Origin of the sequence: Bradyrhizobium iriomotense (assembly GCF_018130765.1) — a bacterium.
In the GTDB taxonomy this organism is placed as follows: Bacteria; Pseudomonadota; Alphaproteobacteria; order Rhizobiales; family Xanthobacteraceae; genus Bradyrhizobium; species Bradyrhizobium iriomotense_A.
Genome location: NZ_JAFCJZ010000011.1, coordinates 192,446 through 214,150, shown reverse-complemented (window position 1 = coordinate 214,150; position 21,705 = coordinate 192,446). Strand labels below are relative to the sequence as shown.

16 protein-coding genes and 1 tRNA gene are annotated in these 21,705 nt (G+C 65.5%); 14 read left to right on the top strand and 3 right to left on the bottom strand.

Going from position 1 to position 21,705, the window contains the following annotated elements; translation table 11 throughout:
* Positions 1 to 148 precede the first annotated feature (148 nt).
* The 11 genes from JQ635_RS20450 to JQ635_RS20400 all read left to right on the top strand — a co-directional run bounded on the left by JQ635_RS20450 (position 149) and on the right by JQ635_RS20400 (position 14,322).
* Positions 149 to 706 (top strand): sigma-70 family RNA polymerase sigma factor, encoded by a 558-nt coding sequence (locus JQ635_RS20450; protein WP_211411584.1) that lies wholly within the window; start codon positions 149 to 151, stop codon positions 704 to 706.
* The gene (locus JQ635_RS20445; RefSeq protein WP_211411583.1) at positions 703 to 1,344 is read left to right on the top strand and encodes a DUF1109 domain-containing protein; all 642 of its coding nucleotides are present in this window, start codon (positions 703 to 705) and stop codon (positions 1,342 to 1,344) included. The genes JQ635_RS20450 and JQ635_RS20445 overlap by 4 nt, the downstream gene beginning before the upstream one ends.
* Before the next feature lie 485 nt (positions 1,345 to 1,829).
* Positions 1,830 to 2,189 (top strand): hypothetical protein, encoded by a 360-nt coding sequence (locus JQ635_RS20440; RefSeq protein ID WP_211411582.1) that lies wholly within the window; start codon positions 1,830 to 1,832, stop codon positions 2,187 to 2,189.
* Positions 2,190 to 2,305: 116 nt separating this feature from the next.
* On the top strand, positions 2,306 to 2,704 hold the full coding sequence (locus tag JQ635_RS20435) for a FixH family protein (protein ID WP_211411581.1): 399 nt from the start codon (positions 2,306 to 2,308) through the stop codon (positions 2,702 to 2,704).
* Entirely contained in the window at positions 2,701 to 4,164 is a 1,464-nt protein-coding gene (locus JQ635_RS20430) for an efflux RND transporter periplasmic adaptor subunit (protein WP_211411580.1), read from the top strand. The genes JQ635_RS20435 and JQ635_RS20430 overlap by 4 nt, the downstream gene beginning before the upstream one ends.
* Positions 4,161 to 7,319: an efflux RND transporter permease subunit gene (locus tag JQ635_RS20425; RefSeq protein WP_211411579.1), complete on the top strand. Its 3,159-nt coding sequence runs from the start codon at positions 4,161 to 4,163 to the stop codon at positions 7,317 to 7,319. The genes JQ635_RS20430 and JQ635_RS20425 overlap by 4 nt, the downstream gene beginning before the upstream one ends.
* 148 nt (positions 7,320 to 7,467) lie before the next feature.
* Complete coding sequence (locus JQ635_RS20420; protein WP_211411578.1) at positions 7,468 to 7,833, top strand: hypothetical protein; 366 nt, start codon at positions 7,468 to 7,470, stop codon at positions 7,831 to 7,833.
* Positions 7,834 to 7,888: 55 nt separating this feature from the next.
* A complete protein-coding gene (gene ihpA, locus JQ635_RS20415; protein ID WP_211411577.1) occupies positions 7,889 to 9,163 on the top strand; it encodes a divalent metal ion exporter subunit IhpA in 1,275 nt (424 codons plus the stop codon).
* Positions 9,160 to 10,137, top strand: a complete 978-nt coding sequence (ihpB, locus tag JQ635_RS20410; protein WP_211411576.1) for a divalent metal ion exporter adaptor subunit IhpB — start codon at positions 9,160 to 9,162, stop codon at positions 10,135 to 10,137. The genes ihpA and ihpB overlap by 4 nt, the downstream gene beginning before the upstream one ends.
* Positions 10,130 to 13,342 carry a divalent metal ion exporter subunit IhpC gene (ihpC, locus tag JQ635_RS20405; RefSeq protein ID WP_211411575.1) on the top strand — a complete coding sequence of 1,071 codons (3,213 nt, stop codon included), beginning with the start codon at positions 10,130 to 10,132 and terminating at the stop codon, positions 13,340 to 13,342. The genes ihpB and ihpC overlap by 8 nt, the downstream gene beginning before the upstream one ends.
* Before the next feature lie 2 nt (positions 13,343 to 13,344).
* Entirely contained in the window at positions 13,345 to 14,322 is a 978-nt protein-coding gene (locus JQ635_RS20400; RefSeq protein WP_211411574.1) for a cation diffusion facilitator family transporter, read from the top strand.
* A gap of 222 nt (positions 14,323 to 14,544) precedes the next feature.
* On the opposite strand, the gene JQ635_RS20395 is transcribed toward JQ635_RS20400, so the two are convergent.
* Complete coding sequence (locus JQ635_RS20395; protein WP_211411632.1) at positions 14,545 to 15,405, bottom strand: class I SAM-dependent methyltransferase; 861 nt, start codon at positions 15,403 to 15,405, stop codon at positions 14,545 to 14,547.
* A gap of 224 nt (positions 15,406 to 15,629) precedes the next feature.
* Between JQ635_RS20395 and JQ635_RS20390 the strand changes: the two genes are divergently transcribed.
* The 3 genes from JQ635_RS20390 (at position 15,630) to JQ635_RS20380 (ending at position 18,394) form a co-directional block, all read left to right on the top strand.
* Positions 15,630 to 17,486 carry a caspase family protein gene (locus JQ635_RS20390; RefSeq protein ID WP_211411573.1) on the top strand — a complete coding sequence of 619 codons (1,857 nt, stop codon included), beginning with the start codon at positions 15,630 to 15,632 and terminating at the stop codon, positions 17,484 to 17,486.
* Positions 17,487 to 17,546: 60 nt separating this feature from the next.
* Positions 17,547 to 18,083, top strand: coding sequence for a hypothetical protein (locus JQ635_RS20385; protein ID WP_246583656.1), 537 nt, complete (start codon positions 17,547 to 17,549; stop codon positions 18,081 to 18,083).
* Positions 18,084 to 18,317: 234 nt separating this feature from the next.
* Positions 18,318 to 18,394: transfer RNA gene (locus tag JQ635_RS20380), tRNA-Val, on the top strand.
* Between the two features lie 142 nt (positions 18,395 to 18,536).
* Here JQ635_RS20380 and JQ635_RS20375 read toward each other — a convergent pair.
* On the bottom strand, positions 18,537 to 18,941 hold the full coding sequence (locus JQ635_RS20375; RefSeq protein WP_211411572.1) for a GFA family protein: 405 nt from the start codon (positions 18,939 to 18,941) through the stop codon (positions 18,537 to 18,539).
* 59 nt (positions 18,942 to 19,000) lie between these two features.
* The gene (gene lon, locus JQ635_RS20370; RefSeq protein ID WP_211411571.1) at positions 19,001 to 21,424 is read right to left on the bottom strand and encodes an endopeptidase La; all 2,424 of its coding nucleotides are present in this window, start codon (positions 21,422 to 21,424) and stop codon (positions 19,001 to 19,003) included.
* Positions 21,425 to 21,705: the final 281 nt, after the last annotated feature.

Genomic DNA, 21,705 nt, shown 5'->3' with positions numbered 1-21,705 from the left:
CCGCCCCGATGGCGATTTCCAGGGATGTTCCGCGTTGCGCCGCCTCGATCCGCCCCTTCGCACCGTTTCCCTGGGAGCAGGAAAATGAGAATCTTTCGAACTGACTGTAACCGGGGCGGCCATACGACCGAACTAAAGCCAAGTGGGTATGAGATCACCGGAAACTGAGCTCAGGGCACTGATGCTCGCCAGCCAGGACGGCGACGCCGCGGCACATCGCGTGCTGCTTGAGCGGCTGAGCCGTCATTTGCGCGCCTATTACAAGGGCAAGCTTGCCAGGATGGGGCGGGGTGCCACGGAAGCCGAGGATCTGGTTCAGGAGGCGGTGCTGGCGATCCACATCCAGCGCCATACCTACGATCCCGCAGAGCCGTTGACGCCCTGGGTGCACGCGATCGCGCGCTACAAACTGATCGACTATCTCCGCCGAAATCGGGCCTCGGTGACCGACGTACCGATCGACGAGGCGGGCGAAGTCATCGCCAACGACGATCACCTCAGCGCCGAGAGCAGCTTTGATCTCAGGCGGTTGCTCAAACACCTGCCGGAGAAGATGCAATGCGCGATCGAGGCCGTGAAACTCGACGGGCTAAGCGTCGCTGAAGCGGCGCAGCGCTGCCGCATCTCGGAATCGGGCGTGAAGGTCAATATCCATCGCGGGCTGAAGGCCCTGGCGGCGTTGATTGCACAGAGGACGCAAACATGAGGACGGACGAGCTGATCAGCGCACTGAGCGCGAGTGTCGAACCGATCAACCGGCGGCGGGTCAACCGTAGCGTCGGCATTGCGCTTGTGGTTGGAATGGCTGTTGCGATCGGAGTCTCGTTTTTGGCACTTGGTGCCCGCACCGACCTGACCACACCACGTCCCCTGATCTTTCTGCTCCTGAAGATCGCATTCGCGTTCGGCACCACAGGTGCGGCGGCGGTCTATCTGGCACGGCTGGCGCGGCCTGGCGGGGAACGAAGAGTATCCCCGGGCCTCGCCGCACTGCCCTTTGTGGCGATCCTCCTGCTTGCCGGCGTCAGCCTTGGGCAGGCGCCGAGCTCACACTGGGACAGGATGGTGATGGGCGATCAATGGCTCGAATGCCTCATCTCGATTCCGATCATCGCGGTCGTCCCGTTTGCCGTCGTCATTTGGGCCGTGCGACAGGCGGCTCCGACCAATCTGGTCCGTACTGGTGCCTTCAGCGGGCTCGTCGCAGGTGGCGTGAGCGCGATGGCCTATGCGCTTCACTGCACCGACGACTCGCTACCCTTCGTCGCGCTCTGGTATGGCGGTACGATCGTGCTGTGCACCCTCGCAGGCGCACTGTTGGGACCCCGGCTGCTCCGATGGTGAGAGGCCGCTCTCACGTCGGCGTGAGCTTGTAACCGTTTCGCGGATAGCTCCGAACTCCTCAGGAGAAGCGCAACAGAGGCGCTTCCGAAAAAATGATGGAGCCTGAACTATGTTGACGAAGAGCCTTCTCGCACTCACGCTTCTCGTGGCCGTGTCGGCCGGCGCCCATGCGGGCTCGACCATTTCCGACCGGAGCTACTGGCCAAATGAGGCCAGGCAAACCATGCAATCCAGAGCGTTTGTCCTACCTCAAGGCCCGTATTCCGCGTTGGCCTATGATTGGCAAGTTCCAGCGCTGCCCGCACCCGCGCCGACGGTCGGCACATCCGGATGGCATTATCAGGGAGGCCCCAAATCCCGTTAGGATTGCGCAATAACATGGTACTCCGCGATCGCTCGAAACGGTTAACCACCAGCGCTCCCTGCTCTCACACTTGTGAACCGGGGGACTTTCCAGTGCTGCCACCGTGTGAGAGTGTCGCGCCATGATGGCTCGTCGCATCCTCAGGCTCGTGCTCGCGGTCCTCGTGACCGCGGGGCTGACGGTTGCGCCGTTGGTGACACCAGCAGCGGCCGCCCCCCTGATTGCGACCGACATGCAGATGACCGACGCGCAGGACATGTCGGCCGATATGCCCTGCTGCCCCGACGAGCAGAACAGCAAGCAGTGCCAGGACTGCCCGCTCCTCGCGATCTGCATGCTGAAGGTGTTGCAGTCCGGACCTGCGGTCGTGACGGCGACCCGCTATGCGCGCGCCCTTGCACTGCTTCGGCCGCTCGATGATGCCATCGTCGACGGCCTCACCCGCCCGCCTCCGGACCACCCACCTCGATCGATCGTCTGACAGGCGCCCAGGCGCCTGGGTGAACATGCGTGCCGCAACCTCCGCGCATCGCTGCCTGCCGTCTCGCAACACGTCGTTGCGTGCGGCTCCATCAGACCCATCGAGGAATTGAAATCATGACAATGTCCCATCTCGCGCGCGCCGCCATGGCCGCGCTGATCGCCACTGCGTTCGCGGGTGTCGCGCGCGCCGAGATCAAGAACTACGAATTCCAGCTGGTGCAGCCGACCGTCAAGGCCGGCGCCGATCGTGTCGTGACGGTGCGGCTGGTCAACAAGACCACCGGCAATACAGTGCCCGATGCCGTGGTGTTCGCCAGCCGGCTCGACATGGCACCTGACGGCATGCAGGAGATGGCCACCAAGGTCACGCCGATGCCGGGCAGCGAGCCCGGCACCTACCGTTTCAAGGCGACCTTCGGCATGGCCGGACGCTGGCAGCTTTCGCTCGGCGCCAAGGTGCAGGGCGAAAACGGCACGGTCGACAACAAGCTCGTCGTCACGGCCGAGCAATGAGCAGGAGCCGCCTCATCGGCACTGCCGCTGCGCTTGTCGCAGCGGCAGGCGTCGCGCTGTCGGCTGGCAGCCTGCTGCCGCCGAACGGCGATCCAATCCTGTCCGCCGCCAATGCGGCGGATGCGCCCGCCCCGCTCTACTACCAGGACCCGGACGGCAAGCCGCTCTATTCGCCGACGCCGAAGAAGACCGATGACGGCCGCGACTATGTCGCCGTGCCGGCGCCGTCCGATGCCTCCGACCAGCCGGCGACGATGACCGCGGCCGAACACGGGGGTCAGCACAAGAGCGATCGCAAGATCAAATATTACCGCAACCCGATGGGCCTGCCCGACACCTCGCCGGTGCCGAAGAAGGATTCGATGGGGATGGACTACATCGCCGTCTACGAAAGCGACGACAGCGACGACGGCTCGGTAAAACTGTCGCCCGGCAAGATCCAGCGCAGCGGCGTCAAATCGGAGCCTGCCGAAAGGCGCCGGCTGCGGATGCTGGTGCGCGCGCCGGGCACGATCCAGCTCGACGAACGCCGGATCTCGGTGATTGCCATGCGCGCCGAGAGCTTTGTGCAGAAGGTTGCCGACGTTACCACCGGAAGCCGTGTGACCCGGGGGCAGCCGTTGATGGAGATCTACAGCCCCGCCGTGTCGTCCGCGGCGGCCGAATATCTCGCGACCATCACCTCGAAGACCACGGCAGGCATCGAGCCGTATGGCCGGGGCTCGCGGCAGCGGCTGGTCAATCTCGACGTCCCCGAGCCCGTCATCGCCGAGATGGAGAAGAGCCATTCGGTGCCGATTACCATCCAGTGGTCGTCGCCGCGTGACGGCATCGTGCTCCAGCGCAACGCCATCGACGGCATGCGCGCCCAGCCGGGCGACATCCTGTTCCGCATCGCCGATATCTCTCTGGTATGGGCCACCGTCGACGTCGCCGAGCGCGACCTCGGCGGTATCGCCGTCGGCCAGCCCGTGACGGTGCGCGCGCGCAGCTATCCCGGCCGGGATTTCAGGGGCCGCATCAGCGTCATCTACCCGCAGCTGAACAAGGAGACGCGCACGGCGCGGCTGCGGATCGAACTCGCCAACGCCGACCTCGCGCTGCTTCCCGACATGTATGTCGATGCCGAGATCGATACCGGCAATCCGGCGCCGGTGCTGGTGGTTGCCGAAAGTGCGGTGCTCGACACCGGCAGCCGGCAGGCCGTCCTGGTCGACAAGGGACAGGGCCGCTTCGAGCCGCGCGAGGTCAAGCTCGGGCGGCGGGGCGACGGCTATGTCGAGATCCGCGACGGGCTTGCCGAGGGCGACGCCATCGTCACCTCCGCCAACTTCCTGATCGACGCCGAGAGCAACCTCAAGGCAGCCCTCAAGGGGCTCGCCGAAGGCGGCAACGCCCAACCCACCAGTGCTCAAGGCACAGACGCGCACAGCGGCCACGCCATGGGAGGCAAGCCATGATCGCGCGCATCATCGCCTGGTCGGCACGCAACCTGCTGCTGGTGCTGTTCGGCACCGGCTTTGCCACTGCTGCCGGCCTCTATGCCCTGCTGCATCTGCCGCTGGATGCCATCCCCGATCTCTCCGACACCCAGGTCATCGTCTACACCGAATATCAGGGCCAGGCGCCCCAGGTGATCGAGGACCAGGTCACCTATCCCCTCGCCACCGCGATGCTGACGGTACCGAAGTCGAAGGTCGTGCGCGGCTTCTCCTTCTTCGGCGTCTCCTTCGTCTACGTCATCTTCGAGGACGGCACCGACATCTACTGGGCCCGCTCGCGCGTGCTCGAATTCCTCAACGGTGCCGCATCGCGCCTGCCCGCAGGCGTCGCGCCGACGATCGGCCCCGACGCCACCGGCGTCGGCTGGGTCTACCAATATGCCGTGATGTCCAAGGAGTTGAACCTCGCCGAGACCCGGACGATCCAGGACTGGAATCTGAAGTTCGCGCTCGCCAGGGCGGAAGGCGTGGCGGAGGTTGCGGGCGTCGGCGGCTTCGTCAAGCAATACAACGTCATCCTCGATCCGCAGCGCATGCGCGACCTCGGTATCACCATGCAGAAGATGCGCGAGGCCATCCTCGCCAGCAACGCCGACGTCGGCGGCCGCACCGTCGAGCTGTCCGAGTTCGAATATGTCATTCGCGGCAAGGGTTATCTGAAAAGTGTCGACGACATCGGCAACATCGTGCTGAAGACCGACAACGGAACGCCGGTCAAGCTGCGCGACGTCGCCCGCGTCGAGCTCGGACCGGACGAGCGGCGCGGCATCGCCGAACTCAACGGCGAGGGCGAGGTGGCGAGCGGCATCGTGCTGCAGCGCTTCGGCATGAACGCGCTCGACGTGATCGAGAACGTCAAGAAGCGGTTCAGGGAGATCGCGACCAGCCTGCCGAAATCGGTCGAGATCGTCCCGGTCTACGACCGCTCCAACCTCATCAAGGCCGCGATCGACACGCTCCGGCACACGCTGCTCGAGGAGAGCATCGTGGTGGCGCTGGTCTGCATCGTGTTCCTGCTGCATGTCCGCAGCGCGCTGGTCGCCATCCTGATGCTCCCCGTCGGCGTTCTGATGGCCTTCGGGGCCATGAAGCTGCTCGGGATCGGCTCCAACATCATGAGCCTCGGCGGCATCGCGATCGCCATCGGCGCCATGATCGACGCCGCCATCGTCATGATCGAGAATGCGCACAAGCATCTCGAGCGCGCCGAGCCCGGCCAATCCAGGGTCGCGATCCTGATCGAGGCCGCCGCCGAGGTCGGCCCTGCCCTGTTCTTCAGCCTCTTGATCATCACCGTCTCGTTCATGCCGATCTTCACGCTGGAATCGCAGGAGGGCCGGCTGTTCAGCCCGCTCGCCTTCACCAAGACTTTTGCGATGGCAGCGGCAGCCTTGCTGTCGGTCACGCTGGTGCCGGCGCTGATGGTGATCTTCGTCCGCGGCAGGATCATCCCGGAGCACAGGAACCCGATCAATCGCTTCCTGATCTGGATCTACCGGCCGGTGATCTCAGGCGTGCTGCGGGCGCGGATCCCGGTGATCCTGCTCGCGCTCGGCGTGCTCGCCGCCTCGATCTGGCCGGCCGGCCGCCTCGGCTCCGAATTCATGCCGAACCTCAACGAAGGCACCCTGCTCTACATGCCGACGACGCTGCCCGGCATTTCCGTGACCAAGGCCGCCGAGCTGATGCAGACCCAGAACCGGATCATCCGCTCGTTTCCGGAAGTCGCCTCGGTCTACGGCAAGGCCGGCCGCGCGGCCACCGCGACCGATCCGGCGCCGTCGGAAATGTTCGAGACCATCGTCGACCTCAAGCCGAAGGAGCAATGGCGCACTGGGGTGACCATCGACAGCCTGATCGCCGAGATGGACAAGGCGCTGCAGTTTCCCGGCGTCTCCAACGCCTGGACCATGCCGATCAAGGCGCGCATCGACATGCTCTCGACCGGCATCCGCACGCCCGTGGGCGTCAAGGTCATCGGCACCGACCTCGTCGGGATCGACAAGCTCGCCCGGCAGATCGAGCAGGTGCTCAAGGCCGTGCCGGGCACGTCCTCGGCCTATGCCGAGCGCAGCCTCGGCGGCTACTATCTCGAGATCACGCCGGACCGCGAGGCGCTGTCGCGCTACGGCATCGCGGTGCAGGACGTGCAGGACACGATCGCCACTGCGCTCGGCGGCCAGGCCGTGACGACGACTGTCGAGGGCCGGCAGCGCTTCACCGTCAACATGCGTTATCCGCGCGACCTGCGCGACAATCCGAAGGCGATCGCCAGCGACATCCTGGTGCCGATGCCATCAGGCGGCGCCGTCCCGCTCGGCGAGGTCGCCAGCGTCACGCCGGCGCGCGGGCCGACCTCGATCCGGACCGAGAACGGACAGCTTGCCACCTACATCTATGTCGACATCCGCGACCGCGATCTCGGCGGCTATGTCGCCGACGCGCGCGCGGCGGTGCAGGCGAGCGTCCCGTTCCCGCCCGGCTATTATGTGGTCTGGAGCGGACAATACGAGTATCTGGAACGTGCCACGGCGCGGCTCAAGATCGTCGTACCGGTGACGCTGCTGATCATCTTCCTGCTGCTCTACCTCAACTTCCGCTCGATCACCGAGACCATGATCGTGATGCTGTCGCTGCCCTTCGCGCTCGTCGGCGGCTTGTGGCTGATGTGGTGGCTCGGCTTCAACCTCTCGGTCGCGGTCGCCGTCGGCTTCATCGCACTCGCGGGCGTGGCGGCCGAGACCGGCGTGGTGATGCTGATCTATCTCAACCACGCCCTCGCCGAGACCGAAGCGCGCTGCGCGCGCGCCGGCCGTGTTCTGACCCGCGACGATCTCGACAAGGCCATCATGGAAGGCGCCGTCGAGCGCGTCCGCCCGAAGATGATGACGGTGGTTGCGATCATGGCCGGCCTGCTGCCGATCATGTGGAGCAGCGGAACGGGATCGGAGATCATGCAGCGCATCGCCGTGCCCATGATCGGCGGCATGATCTCATCGACGCTGCTGACGCTGATCGTGATCCCCGCCATCTTCGGATTGGTGAAGGGTTTTGGGCTGCGTGCGGGCGAGGCGGTTGTCGCATCTGAGCAAATTCAGGAGGCCGCCGAATGAGCTCGCAACTCCACATGTTGCGAGCCGGTCGCAGTCGCACAGAGACGTGCGGCTGCGACGTTGAGTTCCCCACACGTAACACTATTGCGGGTCGACACTGTTCCCGCTGCCATGCTAGGCCAGCCGGATCGACAGCAAGAGTGAATTCGTGGTCCCGAACCGCCGGCCCTTCCAACTGAGCTCGACGCGCAACTGGCGCGGGCTCGTGGCTGTGGTGGTCGCGGTCCTGTATCTGCTCTCGGGCGCGCTCCATGGCGCCCATGACATCGATGTGACCAGCCCCTCCGGCGGCTCGGAGATCGCCTCGATCCTCGAGGACGGCGCGGCCGGCCGTGGCGACCACAAGGCGTTTGGCGGCCATCACTGCCACGGTTGCTTCTCCGTCGCCGTCATACAGCCGGTGCAGTCGGACACCGCGACCAATGTGATCGCCCCGCCGGTCCAGCAGCGGCAGACGGCGCTTGCCGGCATCGCGCCCGATACCGATTCCCCGCCTCCAAAACACCTGACCTGAACGGATCAGCCGGGCGCTGCGCGCGCCCATCGGTTCTCCTTCACGGGTCTTTTTCATGTTTCGCAGACGAACGGCTGCGCGCATCGCGTGCGCGCTGGCTATTCTCATCAGCCCACCCCTGGCGCTGACTTCACACGCCCAGACGCTGACCATGCGTGCGGCGCTCTCGCGCGCGCTGGCCGCAAGCCCGCGCCTGACGGCGGCGGAGCGCGACGTCGGCATTGCCACCGGCCAGCGCATCCAGGCCGGCGCGCTGCTCAATCCGGAACTGTCGTACGAGCAGGACGATTCGTTCGGCTCCGGCATCTATCGCGGCACCAGATCGGCCGAGACCACGCTCCAGATCAGCCAGGCCTTCGAGCTGTTCGGCAAGCGCGACGCGCGGATTGCCGCAAGCGCAGCCGGCATCCAGGTCGCCGCGATTCAGCGCAAGGCAGTCAGGCTGGAGGTGTTGTCGGAGACCGCGATCGCCTTCCTCAGCGTGCTCGGCGCGCAGCGGCGCATCCAGATCCTGGACGAGCAGATCGACGCGATCGACCGCTTGACGCCGCTGCTCCGCCGCCGCGTCGAGGCCGGCGCCTCCTCGCCGGCCGAGACCGGCCGCGCCGAGGTCGCCTCCGCGCTGGTGAAGGCTGACCGCGAGCGCCTCAAGGCGACGCTCGCGAGCGCCCGGCGCGAGCTTGCGGTGCTGATGGGCGATCCCTCAGCGAAATTCGGCGAGGTCTCCGGCCGGCTCGACACCACCGGGCGCCCGCCGACGTTCCAGTCGGTGGTCGCGGCCATCGACGCCAATCCGCAACTGGTGCGCTGGACCGCCGTCTATGCCCAGCGCAATGCCGAACTACTGATCGCGCGGCTCAAACCCTATCCCGACGTGCGGATCGCCGCGGGCTGGCGTCACTTCAACGAGAGCAATGACGACGCGGTGCGCCTCACCGTCTCGGTGCCGATCCCCGTGTTCGACCAGAACCAGGGCAATATCCTCTCGGCGCAGGAGAGCCTCGCCAAGACCAAAGCCGAGCGCGAAGCCAACCGCAACACGCTGATCGTGATTGCCGGCCGCGCCTATGACTCGCTGCAGGGCTCGCTACGCGAGCTCGCGGTGCTGCGCGAGACCGCCATCCCCAAGGCCGTCGAAGCGTCCGAGGCGATCTCGCAAGGCTACGGCCAGGGCCGCTTCACCCTGCTCGAAGTGCTGGACGCTCAGGCGAGCGTCACCCAGGCGCGGCTGCGCGAGCAGGAGGCGCTGCAGAATTTCCACGCCGGCGTTGCGACCATCGAAGGCCTCGTCGGCAATCCCTTTGCGCTGGCCCGGGAGAGCGCGCGATGAAGACATCCTCCACCATCCTCGTTGCCGTCATTGCGGCCGCCCTCGGCGCCTACGGCTATTCCATGCTCGTGCCGGCCAAGGTCGCCTCGACGGAGCATGCCGAGCATTCCGAACCGAAGAAGCCGAACGACCATGTCGAGCAGGACGAGCATGGCGCCGACCGCATCCGCATCTCCGACGTCAAGCTGGCCGCCGCCGGCGTGACCTTGGCGGATGCCGCGAGCGCCACGCTGACCGACACGCTGTCGTTCAACGGCATCCTGCGCGCCAACCAGGAGGCAGTCGTTCAGGTCACGCCTCGCTTTCCCGGGATTGCAAAATCGATCCAGAAGCGCATCGGCGACAAGGTCGCCAAGGACGATCTGCTGGCCGCGATCGAGAGCAACCAGAGCCTCACCGTCTATGAGCTGAAGGCTCCCATCGGGGGCACAATCATCGAACGGCAGATCTCGCTCGGCGAATACGCCTCCGAGCAGAAGCCGGCCTTCGTCGTCGCCGATCTCTCCACCATCTGGGTCGATCTGTCGATCTACCGACAGGACCTGAAGCGCGTGCGGATCAACGACGACGTGCTGATCGATCCCGACGACGGCCGCGGCGAGATCAAGGGCACGATCTCCTACATGGCGCCGATCGGCTCGAGCGAGACCCAGACCGCGCTCGCGCGCGTCGTGCTGCCAAATCCCGACGGGCGCCTGCGCCCCGGCCTGTTCGTCACGGCGCGGCTGATCCTCGCCGCCCGCAATGTCGCGGTCGCCGTGCGCCGTAGCGCGATCCAGGCGCTGGAGAACAAGACCATCGTGTTCGTCCGCGAGGACGGCGACAAGATCGAGGCGCGCCCCGTGGAGCTGGGCGATGCCGACCCGAAATTCGTCGAGATCCGCGCCGGCCTTTCGACCGGCGAGCGCTACGTCGCGGAGAACAGTTTTGTGGTCAAGGCGGAAATGGGCAAGGGAGACGCCGACCATGATTGACGCCCTGCTCGCCTTCTCGGTTCGCCAGCGCTGGCTCGTGGTCCTGCTCGCCCTCGCGGCCGGCGCCCTCGGCGTCTGGAATTTCACGCGCCTGCCGATCGACGCCGTCCCTGATGTCACCAACGTCCAGGTCCAGATCAACACGCGCGCGCCGGGCCTGTCGCCGCTCGAAGCCGAGCAGCGCATCACCTTCCCGCTCGAGACCGCGATGGGCGGCCTGCCCAGGCTCGACTATACGCGCTCAATTTCGCGCTACGGCCTGAGCCAGGTCACCGTCGTATTCCAGGACGGCACCGACATCTATTTCGCGCGCCAGCTCGTCAACGAGCGCATCCAGCAGGCCAAGGACCAGCTTCCTGCAGGCACCGAGGTCGCGATGGGGCCGATCTCGACCGGGCTCGGCGAGATCTACGTCTATTCGGTCGAGGCCAAGCTAGGTGCGAAGTCGCCGACCGGGGCCGAATTCACGCCGACGGAGCTGCGCACCATCCAGGACTGGATCATCAAGCCGCAGCTGCGCACCATTCCCGGCGTGATCGAGGTCAACTCGATCGGCGGCTATGAGCGGCAATTCCACGTGCTGCCGATCCCCGGCCGGCTGATGGCCTACAAGCTCGGCTTCCGCGACATCATGACTGCGCTGGCGGCCAACAATGCCAATGTCGGCGCCGGCTATATCGAGCGCAACGGCGAGCAATATCTGGTCCGCGCCCCCGGCCAGGTCGCCAATATCGAGGACATCAGGGACATCGTGATCGGCTCGCGCGGCGGCGTGCCGGTGCGCATCCGCGACGTCGCCGACGTCCAGGAAGGCCAGGACCTGCGCAGTGGCGCTGCGACCACGAACGGCGGTGAGACCGTCCTCGGCACCGCCATGCTGCTGATCGGCGAGAACAGCCGCACCGTGGCCCAGCGCGTCAAGGCCAGGCTCACGGAGATCGCGAAATCGCTCCCCGACGGCGTGATTGCGCGCGCCGTCTACGATCGCACGCACCTGGTGGAAGCGACCATCCAGACGGTCGAGAAGAACCTCATTGAGGGCGCGGCGCTGGTGATCGCGGTGCTGTTCCTGATCCTCGGCAACTTCCGCGCCGCGCTGATCACGGCCTGCGTCATCCCGCTCTCAATGCTGTTCACGATCACGGGCATGGTCGAGAGCAAGGTCAGCGCCAATCTGATGAGTTTGGGCGCGATCGATTTCGGCATCATCGTCGATGGCGCCGTCATCATCGTCGAGAACTGCCTGCGGCTGCTCGCCGCCGAACAGCACCGGCGCGGCCGGCTGCTGACGCTGGAGGAGCGCCTCCAGACCATCCGCACTGGTGCCAGCGAGGTCATCAAGCCGAGCCTGTTCGGCACGCTGATCATCGCCGTGGTCTATCTTCCGGTCCTCACCCTGACCGGGACCGAAGGCAAGATGTTCACGCCGATGGCGCTGACGGTGCTGATGGCGCTCGCCGGCGCGGCGCTGCTGTCGGTCACCTTCGTCCCGGCCGCGGTTGCCATCTTCGTCACCGGCAAGGTCTCGGAGACGGAGAACGTCTTCATGCGAGCCGCCAAGCGGTTCTATGTGCCGCTGCTCGAGCGCGCCATCCGCTATCGCGGCAGCGTCGCGTTCGGTGCCGTGCTGATTGTCGCCGGCAGCATCTTCGCCGCGACGCGCATGGGCGGCGAGTTCATTCCCAGTCTCGACGAAGGCGACATCACCATCGAGACCATCCGGATTCCCGGCACCAGCCTGACCCAAAGCGTCGACATGCAGCTTCGGTTGGAAAAGGCGGTGAAGCAGGTGCCGGAGGTCGCGACCATCTTCTCCAAGATCGGCACAGCCGAGATCGCCAACGATCCGATGCCGCCGAACGTCGCCGACACCTATGTCACGCTGAGGCCGCGCGAGGAATGGCCCGATCCCGCCAAGCCGAAGAATGAAGTGATCGAGGACATCGAACGTGCCGCCAACACCCTGCCCGGCACCGCCTACGGCATGACCCAGCCTATCCAGATGCGCTTCAACGAGCTCATCGCCGGCATTCGCAGCGACGTCGGCGTCAAGATCTTCGGCGACGACCTCGACGTGCTCGCCGGCATCGCCCAGCAGGTCAACGGCGTCGTTCGTGGCATCGAGGGCGCCGCGGACGTCAAGACCGAGCAGATCGCGGGCCTGCCGATCCTCACCGTCAAGCTCGACCGCCAGGCGCTGTCGCGCTATGGCCTCAGCCTCAGCGAGGTGCAAAACCTCGTCGAGATCGCCATCGGCGGCAAGCCGGTCGGCAAGCTGTTCGAGGGCGATCGGCGCTTCGACATCGTGGTGCGGCTGCCGGAAAGCCTGCGTGCCAACCCCGATACGATCAAGTCGCTGCCGATCCCGCTGCCGCCGGGCGAGGACGTCGCAGCCGTCACGAAAACCGCCTGGCCGGGGGCATCGGGGACGACGCCGCGCTACGTGCCGCTCTCCTCCGTTGCGGCAATCGAGATCGCGCCTGGCCCCAACCAGATCAGTCGCGAGAACGGCAAGCGCCGCGTCGTGGTGATGGCCAATGTTCGCGGGCGCGATTTGCGCTCCTTCGTCGCCGAGACGCAGGCCGCCGTCGCCGAGAAGGTCAAGCTGCCGCCGGGCTACTGGATCGGCTGGGGCGGCCAGTTCGAGCAGCTGGTCTCGGCCACCAAGCGGCTGACCATCGTGGTGCCGGTGGCGCTGCTGCTGGTGTTTTTGCTGCTGTTCATGGGCATGGGATCGGCGGCGGATGCGGCGCTGGTGTTTTCCGGCGTGCCGCTGGCGCTGACCGGGGGCGTCGCGGCGCTGCTGCTGCGCGGCATTCCCCTGTCCATCAGCGCCGGCGTCGGCTTCATCGCGCTGTCGGGCGTCGCCGTACTCAACGGCCTCGTCATCATCGCGTTCATAGAGCGGCTGCGCAGCGAGGGACGGCCCATTGCGGAGGCCGTGCGCGAGGGCGCACTGACCCGCCTGCGCCCGGTGCTGATGACGGCGCTCGTCGCCTCGCTCGGCTTCGTGCCGATGGCGCTCGCCACCGGCGCCGGCGCCGAGGTGCAGCGGCCTCTCGCAACCGTCGTGATCGGCGGCATCATCTCCTCGACAGTGCTGACGCTGCTGGTGCTGCCGGCGCTCTACGTGTTGTTCCGGCGTGACGGGGCGCACGAAACGCCTAGAATGGCGCCTGATTTGGCAGCGTCCGGGGAGCGTTAGGTTTGGGCAGCCACGACCATCACGGCCATCATCATGACCACGCCGGCCACGGGCATGATCACGACCACGGTCACGATCATGGTCCTGGCCACGCGCATGTCCATGCGCCCGCCAATTTCGGCAAGGCGTTCGCGATCGGCATCACCCTCAACACCGCGCTGGTCGTGGCCGAGGCGGTCTATGGCTATATCGGCAACTCCACCGCCCTGCTCGCGGATGCCGGCCATAACCTTTCCGACGTGCTGGGCCTGGTCGTGGCCTGGGGCGCCTCGATTGCGGCAAAGCGCGCGCCGAGCGGCCGCTTCACCTACGGCCTGCGCGCCTCCACCATCCTGGCCGCGCTGGCGAATGCGGTGTTGCTGCTGGTTGCGACCGGCGCCATCGGCTGGGAAGCGATCTTGCGCCTGCGCGAGCCGGAGCCGGTCGCGGGCGTCACCGTGATGGTGGTCGCCGGCATCGGCATCCTCATCAACGGTTTCACCGCCCTGCTGTTCGCCAGCGGCCGCAAGGACGACATCAACATCGAAGGCGCGTACTTGCACATGGCGGCGGATGCCGCTGTCTCGCTCGGCGTCGTGATCTCGGCCGCACTGATCATCCGGACCGGCTGGCTCTGGCTCGATCCCGTCACCAGCCTCGTCATCTGCGCCACCATCCTATGGAGCACGACCAGCCTCTTGCGCGGCTCGATCGACATGTCGATGGCGGCCGCGCCCAAGGGCACCGACCTCGCCGCGATCAGGGCGCTCCTGCTGGCGCGCCCGGGTGTGTCCGCGATCCACGATCTCCACGTCTGGCCGATCTCGACCACCGAGACGGCCCTGACCTGCCACCTCGTCATGCCCGACGGGGCCGGCGATGCATTCCTGATGGAGACCGCGCAGATGCTGAAGGCATCCTACCGCATCGGCCACACCACGCTCCAGGTCGAGACCCATCCCGATAATGGCTGCGCGCTCGCGCCGGATGATGTGGTGTGAGGAGGCTGCGTGACAGCTCCAATCTCCGCTGTCGTCCCGGACAAGCGCAGCGAAGCGGAGCGCTGATCCGGGAGCCATAACCACAGGATGAAGTTTGACGAAGACTCGGAGTTGCCGGTTTCGTGCGACAATTTCTGCCTGTGGTTATGGGTCCCGGCGTTCGCCGGGACGACACCGAGTGTTAGGCAGACAGTTTCCGCCTCAATAGCGTCTAAGCCGCCGCTACCCCATCTTCGCCGTCACGATCCAGATCGCCCCCTGCAGCGCCACGCTCTGCCCTTTCAGGAACGGCGCGAGCGCCTCGCGGATCGAGGCCTTTGCAGCCTCGTAGGTTTCCGGCGGATGGCCCTGCAGCGCGCGGCTGGCGGGGCCGATCTGGAGCGAGCCATCGACGGCGGCATCGAGGCCGCCGCCGATGGCGATATCCATCGCAAGATTATGCGGCTCCATTGCCACATCGACGAAGCCGGCTCCCTCAAGGATACGCATCACGCGCTCCCCTGAAGCAAAGGCGAACGGGCCCGGCTCCTCAGGCCCGACCGGCGGCATCTTCGGCACATGCTTATAGACCGCCATCAGCGGCGCCATCATCCACGGATTCTCCTTCGGCTCGCGCCAGCAGACGAAGGCGAGCCGCCCGGTGCGCTTCAGTGCACGGCGGAGATTGGCGAATGACGCGACGGGATCGGCAAAGAACATGACGCCGAAGCGCGAGGCCAAGAGGTCAAAGCTCGCTGGCTCGAACGGATGCACCGTCGCATCCGCCAGCACGAAATCGAGCGGCAGGCCCTTTGGCGCCAGCGCCCGCGCCTGCGACAGCATCGGCTCGGAAACATCGAGCCCGAGTGCGAAGCCATCAGGCGCGACTGCCTTCGCGAACGCCACCGTCGTCGCTCCTGAGCCGCAGCCGACGTCGATCACGCGCTCGCCCGGTCTTGGTCTGGCGCGGTCGATCAGCACATCGGCGATCGGTCCGAGCAGCTTTTCCTGCACGGCATGGCGGTCGGCCCAGCGCTGCCCGCTGGGGCCATTCCAATAGGCGATCTGGTCGGCGTTCTGCTCGTGTCCGCTCGGTTGCTGCATAGTGTCCCCGGTCATTTTCGTCCGCGCGATACCGCCACCGCGGTCCGACCGCATGCACCGGCACAGCGGCGATATCACGTCGGGATGCTTGGCGCACTCTCTCCGGAACCAACGCCAGTTGCCGGTTACACCCCGCGCCGCCGCCTGTGACGTTCGTCACACAGGGGCTTTTGCCTTGATGGCACTCTGCCACTACTCTGGTCACATTGCGATTTGGGGCTGCAATGGGCGCGATTCGGATTTTTCTGTTTTTATTGGCCGTCTTCTGTCTTGGCTGCGGCAGTGCGCAGGCGGAAAAGCGCGTTGCGCTGGTGATCGGCAATTCCGCCTACAAGAGCGCGCCGAGGCTTGCCAATCCCGTGAACGACGCCTCCCTCGTCGGCGGCATGCTGAAGAAGGCAGGGTTCGGCCTGGTTGATATCAAGCTCGACCTCAACGCTGCGGAGATGCGCCGGGCGCTGCGCGACTTCGGCGGCAGGACGCGTGAGGCCGATGTGGCCGTCGTCTACTATGCCGGTCATGGCATCGAGCTCGACGGCACCAATTACCTGATCCCCACGGATGCCAGCCTCGAGACGGACAGCGACGTCCTCGACGAGACGCTGCCGCTGGAACGCGCCCTGTTCGCGGTCGAGCCGGCCAAGCAGCTCCGCCTCGTCATCCTCGATGCCTGCCGCGACAACCCGTTCGCGAAAACCATGAAGCGGACCATCGCCGCGCGCGCCATCGGCCGCGGCCTCGCCAAGGTCGAACCAACCAGCCCGAACACCATGATCGCCTTCGCCGCGAAGGCCGGCTCGACTGCCTCCGACGGCGGCTCCAAAAACAGCCCGTTTGCCGCGGCCCTGGTCGAACGCCTCCCTACACCCGGGCTCGACCTGCGCAAGGCCTTCGGCTTCGTGCGGGACGATGTTCTTAAGAACACCGGCTACAAGCAGGAGCCCTACGTCTATGGCTCGCTCGGCGGCGACGACGTGCCGCTGGTTGCGGCGAAGCCGATCGTGGCCGGCCCGCAGGCAAACCCCGACAGCGAGATCCGGCGCGACTACGAACTGGCGCTTCAGCTCGGCACGCGCGACGGATGGACAGCGTTCCTCAATCGCTTTCCGAGCGGCTTCTATGCCGATCTCGCCAAAGGCCAGTTGAACAAGATCGCCGCCGAGGAAACTCGCGCGGCGACGGCAGAGAAGGCTCGGCAGGCAGAAGAGGAGAAGGCCCGGCTCGCCGCCGAGCGCGCCAACAAGGCCGAGCAGGAGAAGGCGGCAGCCGCCGCCAAGGCGGCCGAGGACAAGCGTCTTGCCGCCGAGAAGGCCAAGCAGGTCGAGGAAGCCAAGGCGGCCGCTGCCGAGCAGCGGCGCAAGGACGCCGAGGCGGCAGTGGCGAAGGCAATGGCCGAGAAGCAGGCCGCCGAAAAGGCGCTTGCCGAGAAACTCGCGAACGAGAAGGCCGCGGCCGAGGCGGCCGCGAAACGGGCCTCCGAGCAAAAGGCGCAAGTCGACGCTGAACAGAAGGTCGCAGCCGTCGCTCCGACTGCATCACAGCCGAGCCTGTCGCCTCAGGAGATGACAAAACTGGTGCAGTCAGAGCTGCGCCGCGTCGGCTGTCTGACAGCCTCGGCGGACGGCGACTGGAGCGCTTCGTCACAACGCTCGCTGACGCTGTTCAACAAGTATGCCGGCACCAAGTTCGACACCAAGCTCGCGAGCTTCGAGGCGCTAGACGCGATCAAGGCCAAGCCGGGCCGCGTCTGTCCGCTGATCTGCGACCACGGCTTCAAGGCCGACGGCGACGCTTGCGTGAAAATCACCTGCCGCGACGGCTACCGCGTCAATGACGACAATGACTGCCAGAAGGTGCAGGACAAGAAGCCGGTCGCGACGCGCGACGATAGCGCTAAGCGGGATGCTGAGCGCAAGAAGGTCGAGTCCGCACCGTCAAAGCCTCAGACAAGCGGGCAGATCATTTGCAACAACGCTGGCTGTCGGCCCGTGGCGAAGGGATGCCGTCTCGTCTCCTCGGGATCAGCAATGCCGGGTAGTGTCGCGCAGGGTATCTCCCGTGAACACGAGGTGTGTAACTGAGGGGACCATGACGCTCGGCTGGCGTGCATCGCACGGGATCCATCATCTTTAGTACGCCGCATGGACGTGACGACCCATCGTCTGATAGTGATCCTCTCGTCGCAGAAGCACCGCGCGCAGCGCGTCTCGCCTGTGCACACTACGGCCGCATTGGTTTCACCGAACCGCCGCATCAGAATCAGATGCCAACCAGATTTCGTCGATAGGATTCGCCGTTCCTCAAACTGGAAAGGCATGACCATGCGCAGCTTCACGGCATCCGTCATCGTTGCGGCCCTCTCCCTCGGAACACCTGCTCTGGTGCAGGCACAGGGCGCATCGTCGCAATCCGGCGCGGAACAACCGTCCGCTCAGTCCAGCACGGTGATCCGGAGCATACAGGTTGTGGACATCAAGGAATTGCAGCCGGCCGTGCGCGCGAAGGTCGATGAACTCGTGGCGCACACAAGCGACCAAGACATCCAGTCGCTCCGGCAGTCCATCGACGCCACACCGCAGGCCGCCTCAGTGCTCAAGGCCAAGGGCTTGAGCTCGTCACAAGTCGTCGCAATCAACATCGCCGACGGCGTCCTGACGATGTTCACCAAGACGGCCTGACATCAGGCGGGAACTCCAGGCCGAGGCACTGCACAGCGGCGGCGAGCACGATCGCCGTCTGCTCGGTCGGACGACGCGAAGCGCGCTACGAAAGTGAATTCCCCCTGCAGCGGGCTCGCCGCAGGGCTGCTCGCGTCCGATCTGAAAACCCTGACCGAGCCGCAAATTGGGGCCAGCTCGCGGCGCGCTCGCCCCTTGCTCCTCCCCCCGCCGGAGCGCTAAAGAGGCGCCGTGGGGCGGTTAGCTCAGCTGGTTAGAGCATCTCGTTTACACCGAGAGGGTCCGCGGTTCGAATCCGTGACCGCCCACCAGCCTTCGCCCGCTTCGCGGGCTACGGCTTGGCAAGCCAGCCAAAACGTGCACCGACGCGAAGCGGGCGAAGGCTGCCACGCCGAAGCCGAGCAGGCGAAGGTGGGCTTTTCGCAGCGAGCTACGGCTAGGCAAGCCCCACTCTCAATCCCCCGGCCTCCCCGGCAGCAGCGGCACCGCGTCGATCCAGACCGCTGCCGACTGGCACCAGATCTGCCTGGAGGGCCGCAACGCGTCGCGCTGGCGGATGCTGCCCCAGCGGATGCCCCAATCGTCGGCCTGATCGGCCTCGCCGCTGGTGAACAGCGGGGAACCGCAATCGCCGCAGAAATGCTGGAAGCGCATCCGGCCGTTGTCGCCCCGCTTGCCGTAGATTTTGGGCGTGCCGGCAGTGAGCGTCACGTCGGCCTTGGTGCAGATCGCGGTCACCCGGAACGGCGAGCCGGTCAGCACCTGGCAGTCGGTGCAGTGGCACACCGAGACCGCCTCGGGGTCGATCTCGGCCTCGAACGTGATCTTCCCGCAATGGCACTGCCCATCGATTTGCATGACCAGCCTCAAACAAAAACGGCGCCCGAAGGCGCCGTTTTATCATCTTTCGCTTGGGATCAGTGAGCGGTCAGGCCGCCGGCGGCTTCATCGCCATCCGGCTTCACCGTCACCTTGGTGTCCTCTTCCCAGACGATCGGCACCGGCTTCTTCACCAGCGCCTTGGCGACGACGTCGTCGAGGCGCGAAACCGGGATGATCTCCATGCCGCCCTTGATTGCATCGGAAATCTCCGTGAGATCCTTGGCGTTGTCCTCGGGGATCAGCACCGTCTTGATGCCGCCGCGGGCCGCAGCCAGCAGCTTCTCCTTGAGGCCGCCGATCGGCAGCACGCGGCCGCGCAGCGTGATCTCGCCGGTCATCGCGACATCGTGGCGGACCGGAATGCCGGTCATCACCGAGATGATCGCGGTGGCCATGGCCACGCCTGCGGACGGACCGTCCTTCGGCGTCGCGCCTTCCGGCACGTGCACGTGGATGTCGCGGCGGTCGAACATCGGGGGCTCGATGCCGTAATTGATCGCGCGCGAGCGGACGTAGGACGCCGCCGCCGAGATCGATTCCTTCATCACGTCGCGCAGATTGCCCGTGACCGTCATCTTGCCCTTGCCGGGCATCATGACGCCTTCGATCGTCAGCAGCTCGCCGCCGACATCGGTCCAGGCAAGGCCGGTGACGATGCCGACCTGCGGCTCGCTCTCGATCTCGCCGAAGCGGTACTTCGGCACGCCGAGCAGCTCTTCCAGAGTCTTCTCGGTGACCTTGACCGACTTCTTCTTGGAGATCATCAGCTCCTTCACCGCCTTGCGGGCGAGTGTGGAGAGCTCACGCTCCAGGTTACGCACGCCCGCTTCGCGGGTGTAGCGGCGGATCAAAAGCAGCAATGCTTCGTCGTCGATCGAGAACTCCTTGGAGTCCAGGCCGTGCTTGGACACCGCGTTCGGGATCAGGTGCTTGCGCGCGATCTCGACCTTCTCGTTCTCGGTGTAGCCCGCGATCCGGATGATCTCCATGCGGTCCATCAGCGGGCCCGGAATATTGAGCGTATTCGCGGTCGTGATGAACATCACGTTGGACAGATCGTAGTCGACCTCGAGATAGTGGTCGTTGAAGGTCCCGTTCTGCTCGGGGTCGAGAACCTCGAGCAGGGCCGATGACGGATCGCCGCGGAAATCGGCGCCCATCTTGTCGATCTCGTCCAGCAGGAACAGCGGATTGGACGACTTCGCCTTCCGCATCGACTGGATGATCTTGCCGGGCATCGAGCCGATATAGGTGCGGCGGTGACCGCGGATCTCGGCCTCGTCGCGCACGCCGCCGAGCGAGACGCGCACGAACTCACGTCCGGTCGCCTTCGCGATCGACTTGCCGAGCGAGGTCTTGCCGACGCCGGGAGGCCCGACGAGGCACAGGATCGGTCCGGTCAGCTTGTTGGCGCGCGACTGCACCGCGAGATACTCGACGATACGCTCCTTGACCTTCTCCAGACCGTAGTGATCAGAGTCCAGGATGGCCTGCGCGGCCTCCAGGTCCTTCTTCACCTTGGACTTCTTGTTCCACGGAATCGACAGCAGCCAATCCAGATAGTTGCGCACGACGGTCGCTTCCGCGGACATCGGCGACATCTGGCGCAGCTTCTTCAATTCATGCTGCGCCTTCTCGCGCGCTTCCTTGGAGAGCTTGGTCTTGGCGATCTTCTCTTCGAGATCGGCGAGCTCGTCGCGACCGTCGTCGTCGCCGAGTTCCTTCTGGATCGCCTTCATCTGCTCGTTGAGATAGTACTCGCGCTGCGTCTTCTCCATCTGGCGCTTGACGCGCGAGCGGATGCGCTTCTCGACCTGCAGCACCGAGATCTCGCTCTCCATCAGGCCCAGCACCTTCTCAAGGCGCGTGGTGACGGACAGCGTCTCCAGGATGCCCTGGCGATCCGCGATCTTGACGGCGAGATGCGAGGCAACCGTGTCGGCGAGCTTGGCGAAATCGGTGATCGCCTGCACGACGCCGACGACCTCGGCCGAGATCTTCTTGTTGAGCTTCACATAGCTCTCGAAGTCGGACACGACCGAGCGCGCCAAGGCTTCCGCCTCGACCGATTTCGCATCGGTATCGGCGAGCGCGACGGCAGTCGCCTCATAGTAGTCGGCGCGATCGGTATACTTCTGCACGCGCGCACGCTCGAGCCCTTCGACCAGCACCTTCACGGTGCCGTCGGGAAGCTTCAGGAGCTGCAGCACGCTGGCGAGCGTACCGGTCTCGTAAATGGCATCGGGCGCCGGATCGTCATCGGACGCGTTCTTCTGCGTCGCGAGCATGATCAGCGCGTCGTTCTTCATCACCTCTTCAAGCGCGCGGATCGACTTCTCGCGACCGACGAAGAGCGGAACGATCATGTGCGGGAAGACGACGATGTCGCGCAGCGGCAGCACGGGATAAGCGTGCGCTTCGCCATGGACGATGGTTGGCCGGGGTTTTGGATTAGTCATGGCCTTTTCCTTTTGCTTTGCCCCCTTGCACGCAGCCCGCCATGCTCATGCGCAACCGCCACAAGGTGCCGAGGTGATCCACAAAACCGGTCGGTCCTCTTGAAAAGTTGGACCGGCTCGCCGGATCGGAACAGAGGCGAATCTTGAAGAGAATTCTCACTCGCCGCCGACATTAGGTGGCTATCGACCCGGGGGGTGTCAAGTCATTGAAAAACGCGCGCCATCAGGCGCTTACGCACGCGGATAAGCGAACGCAACACCGGCTGCGGAGATACACTTCC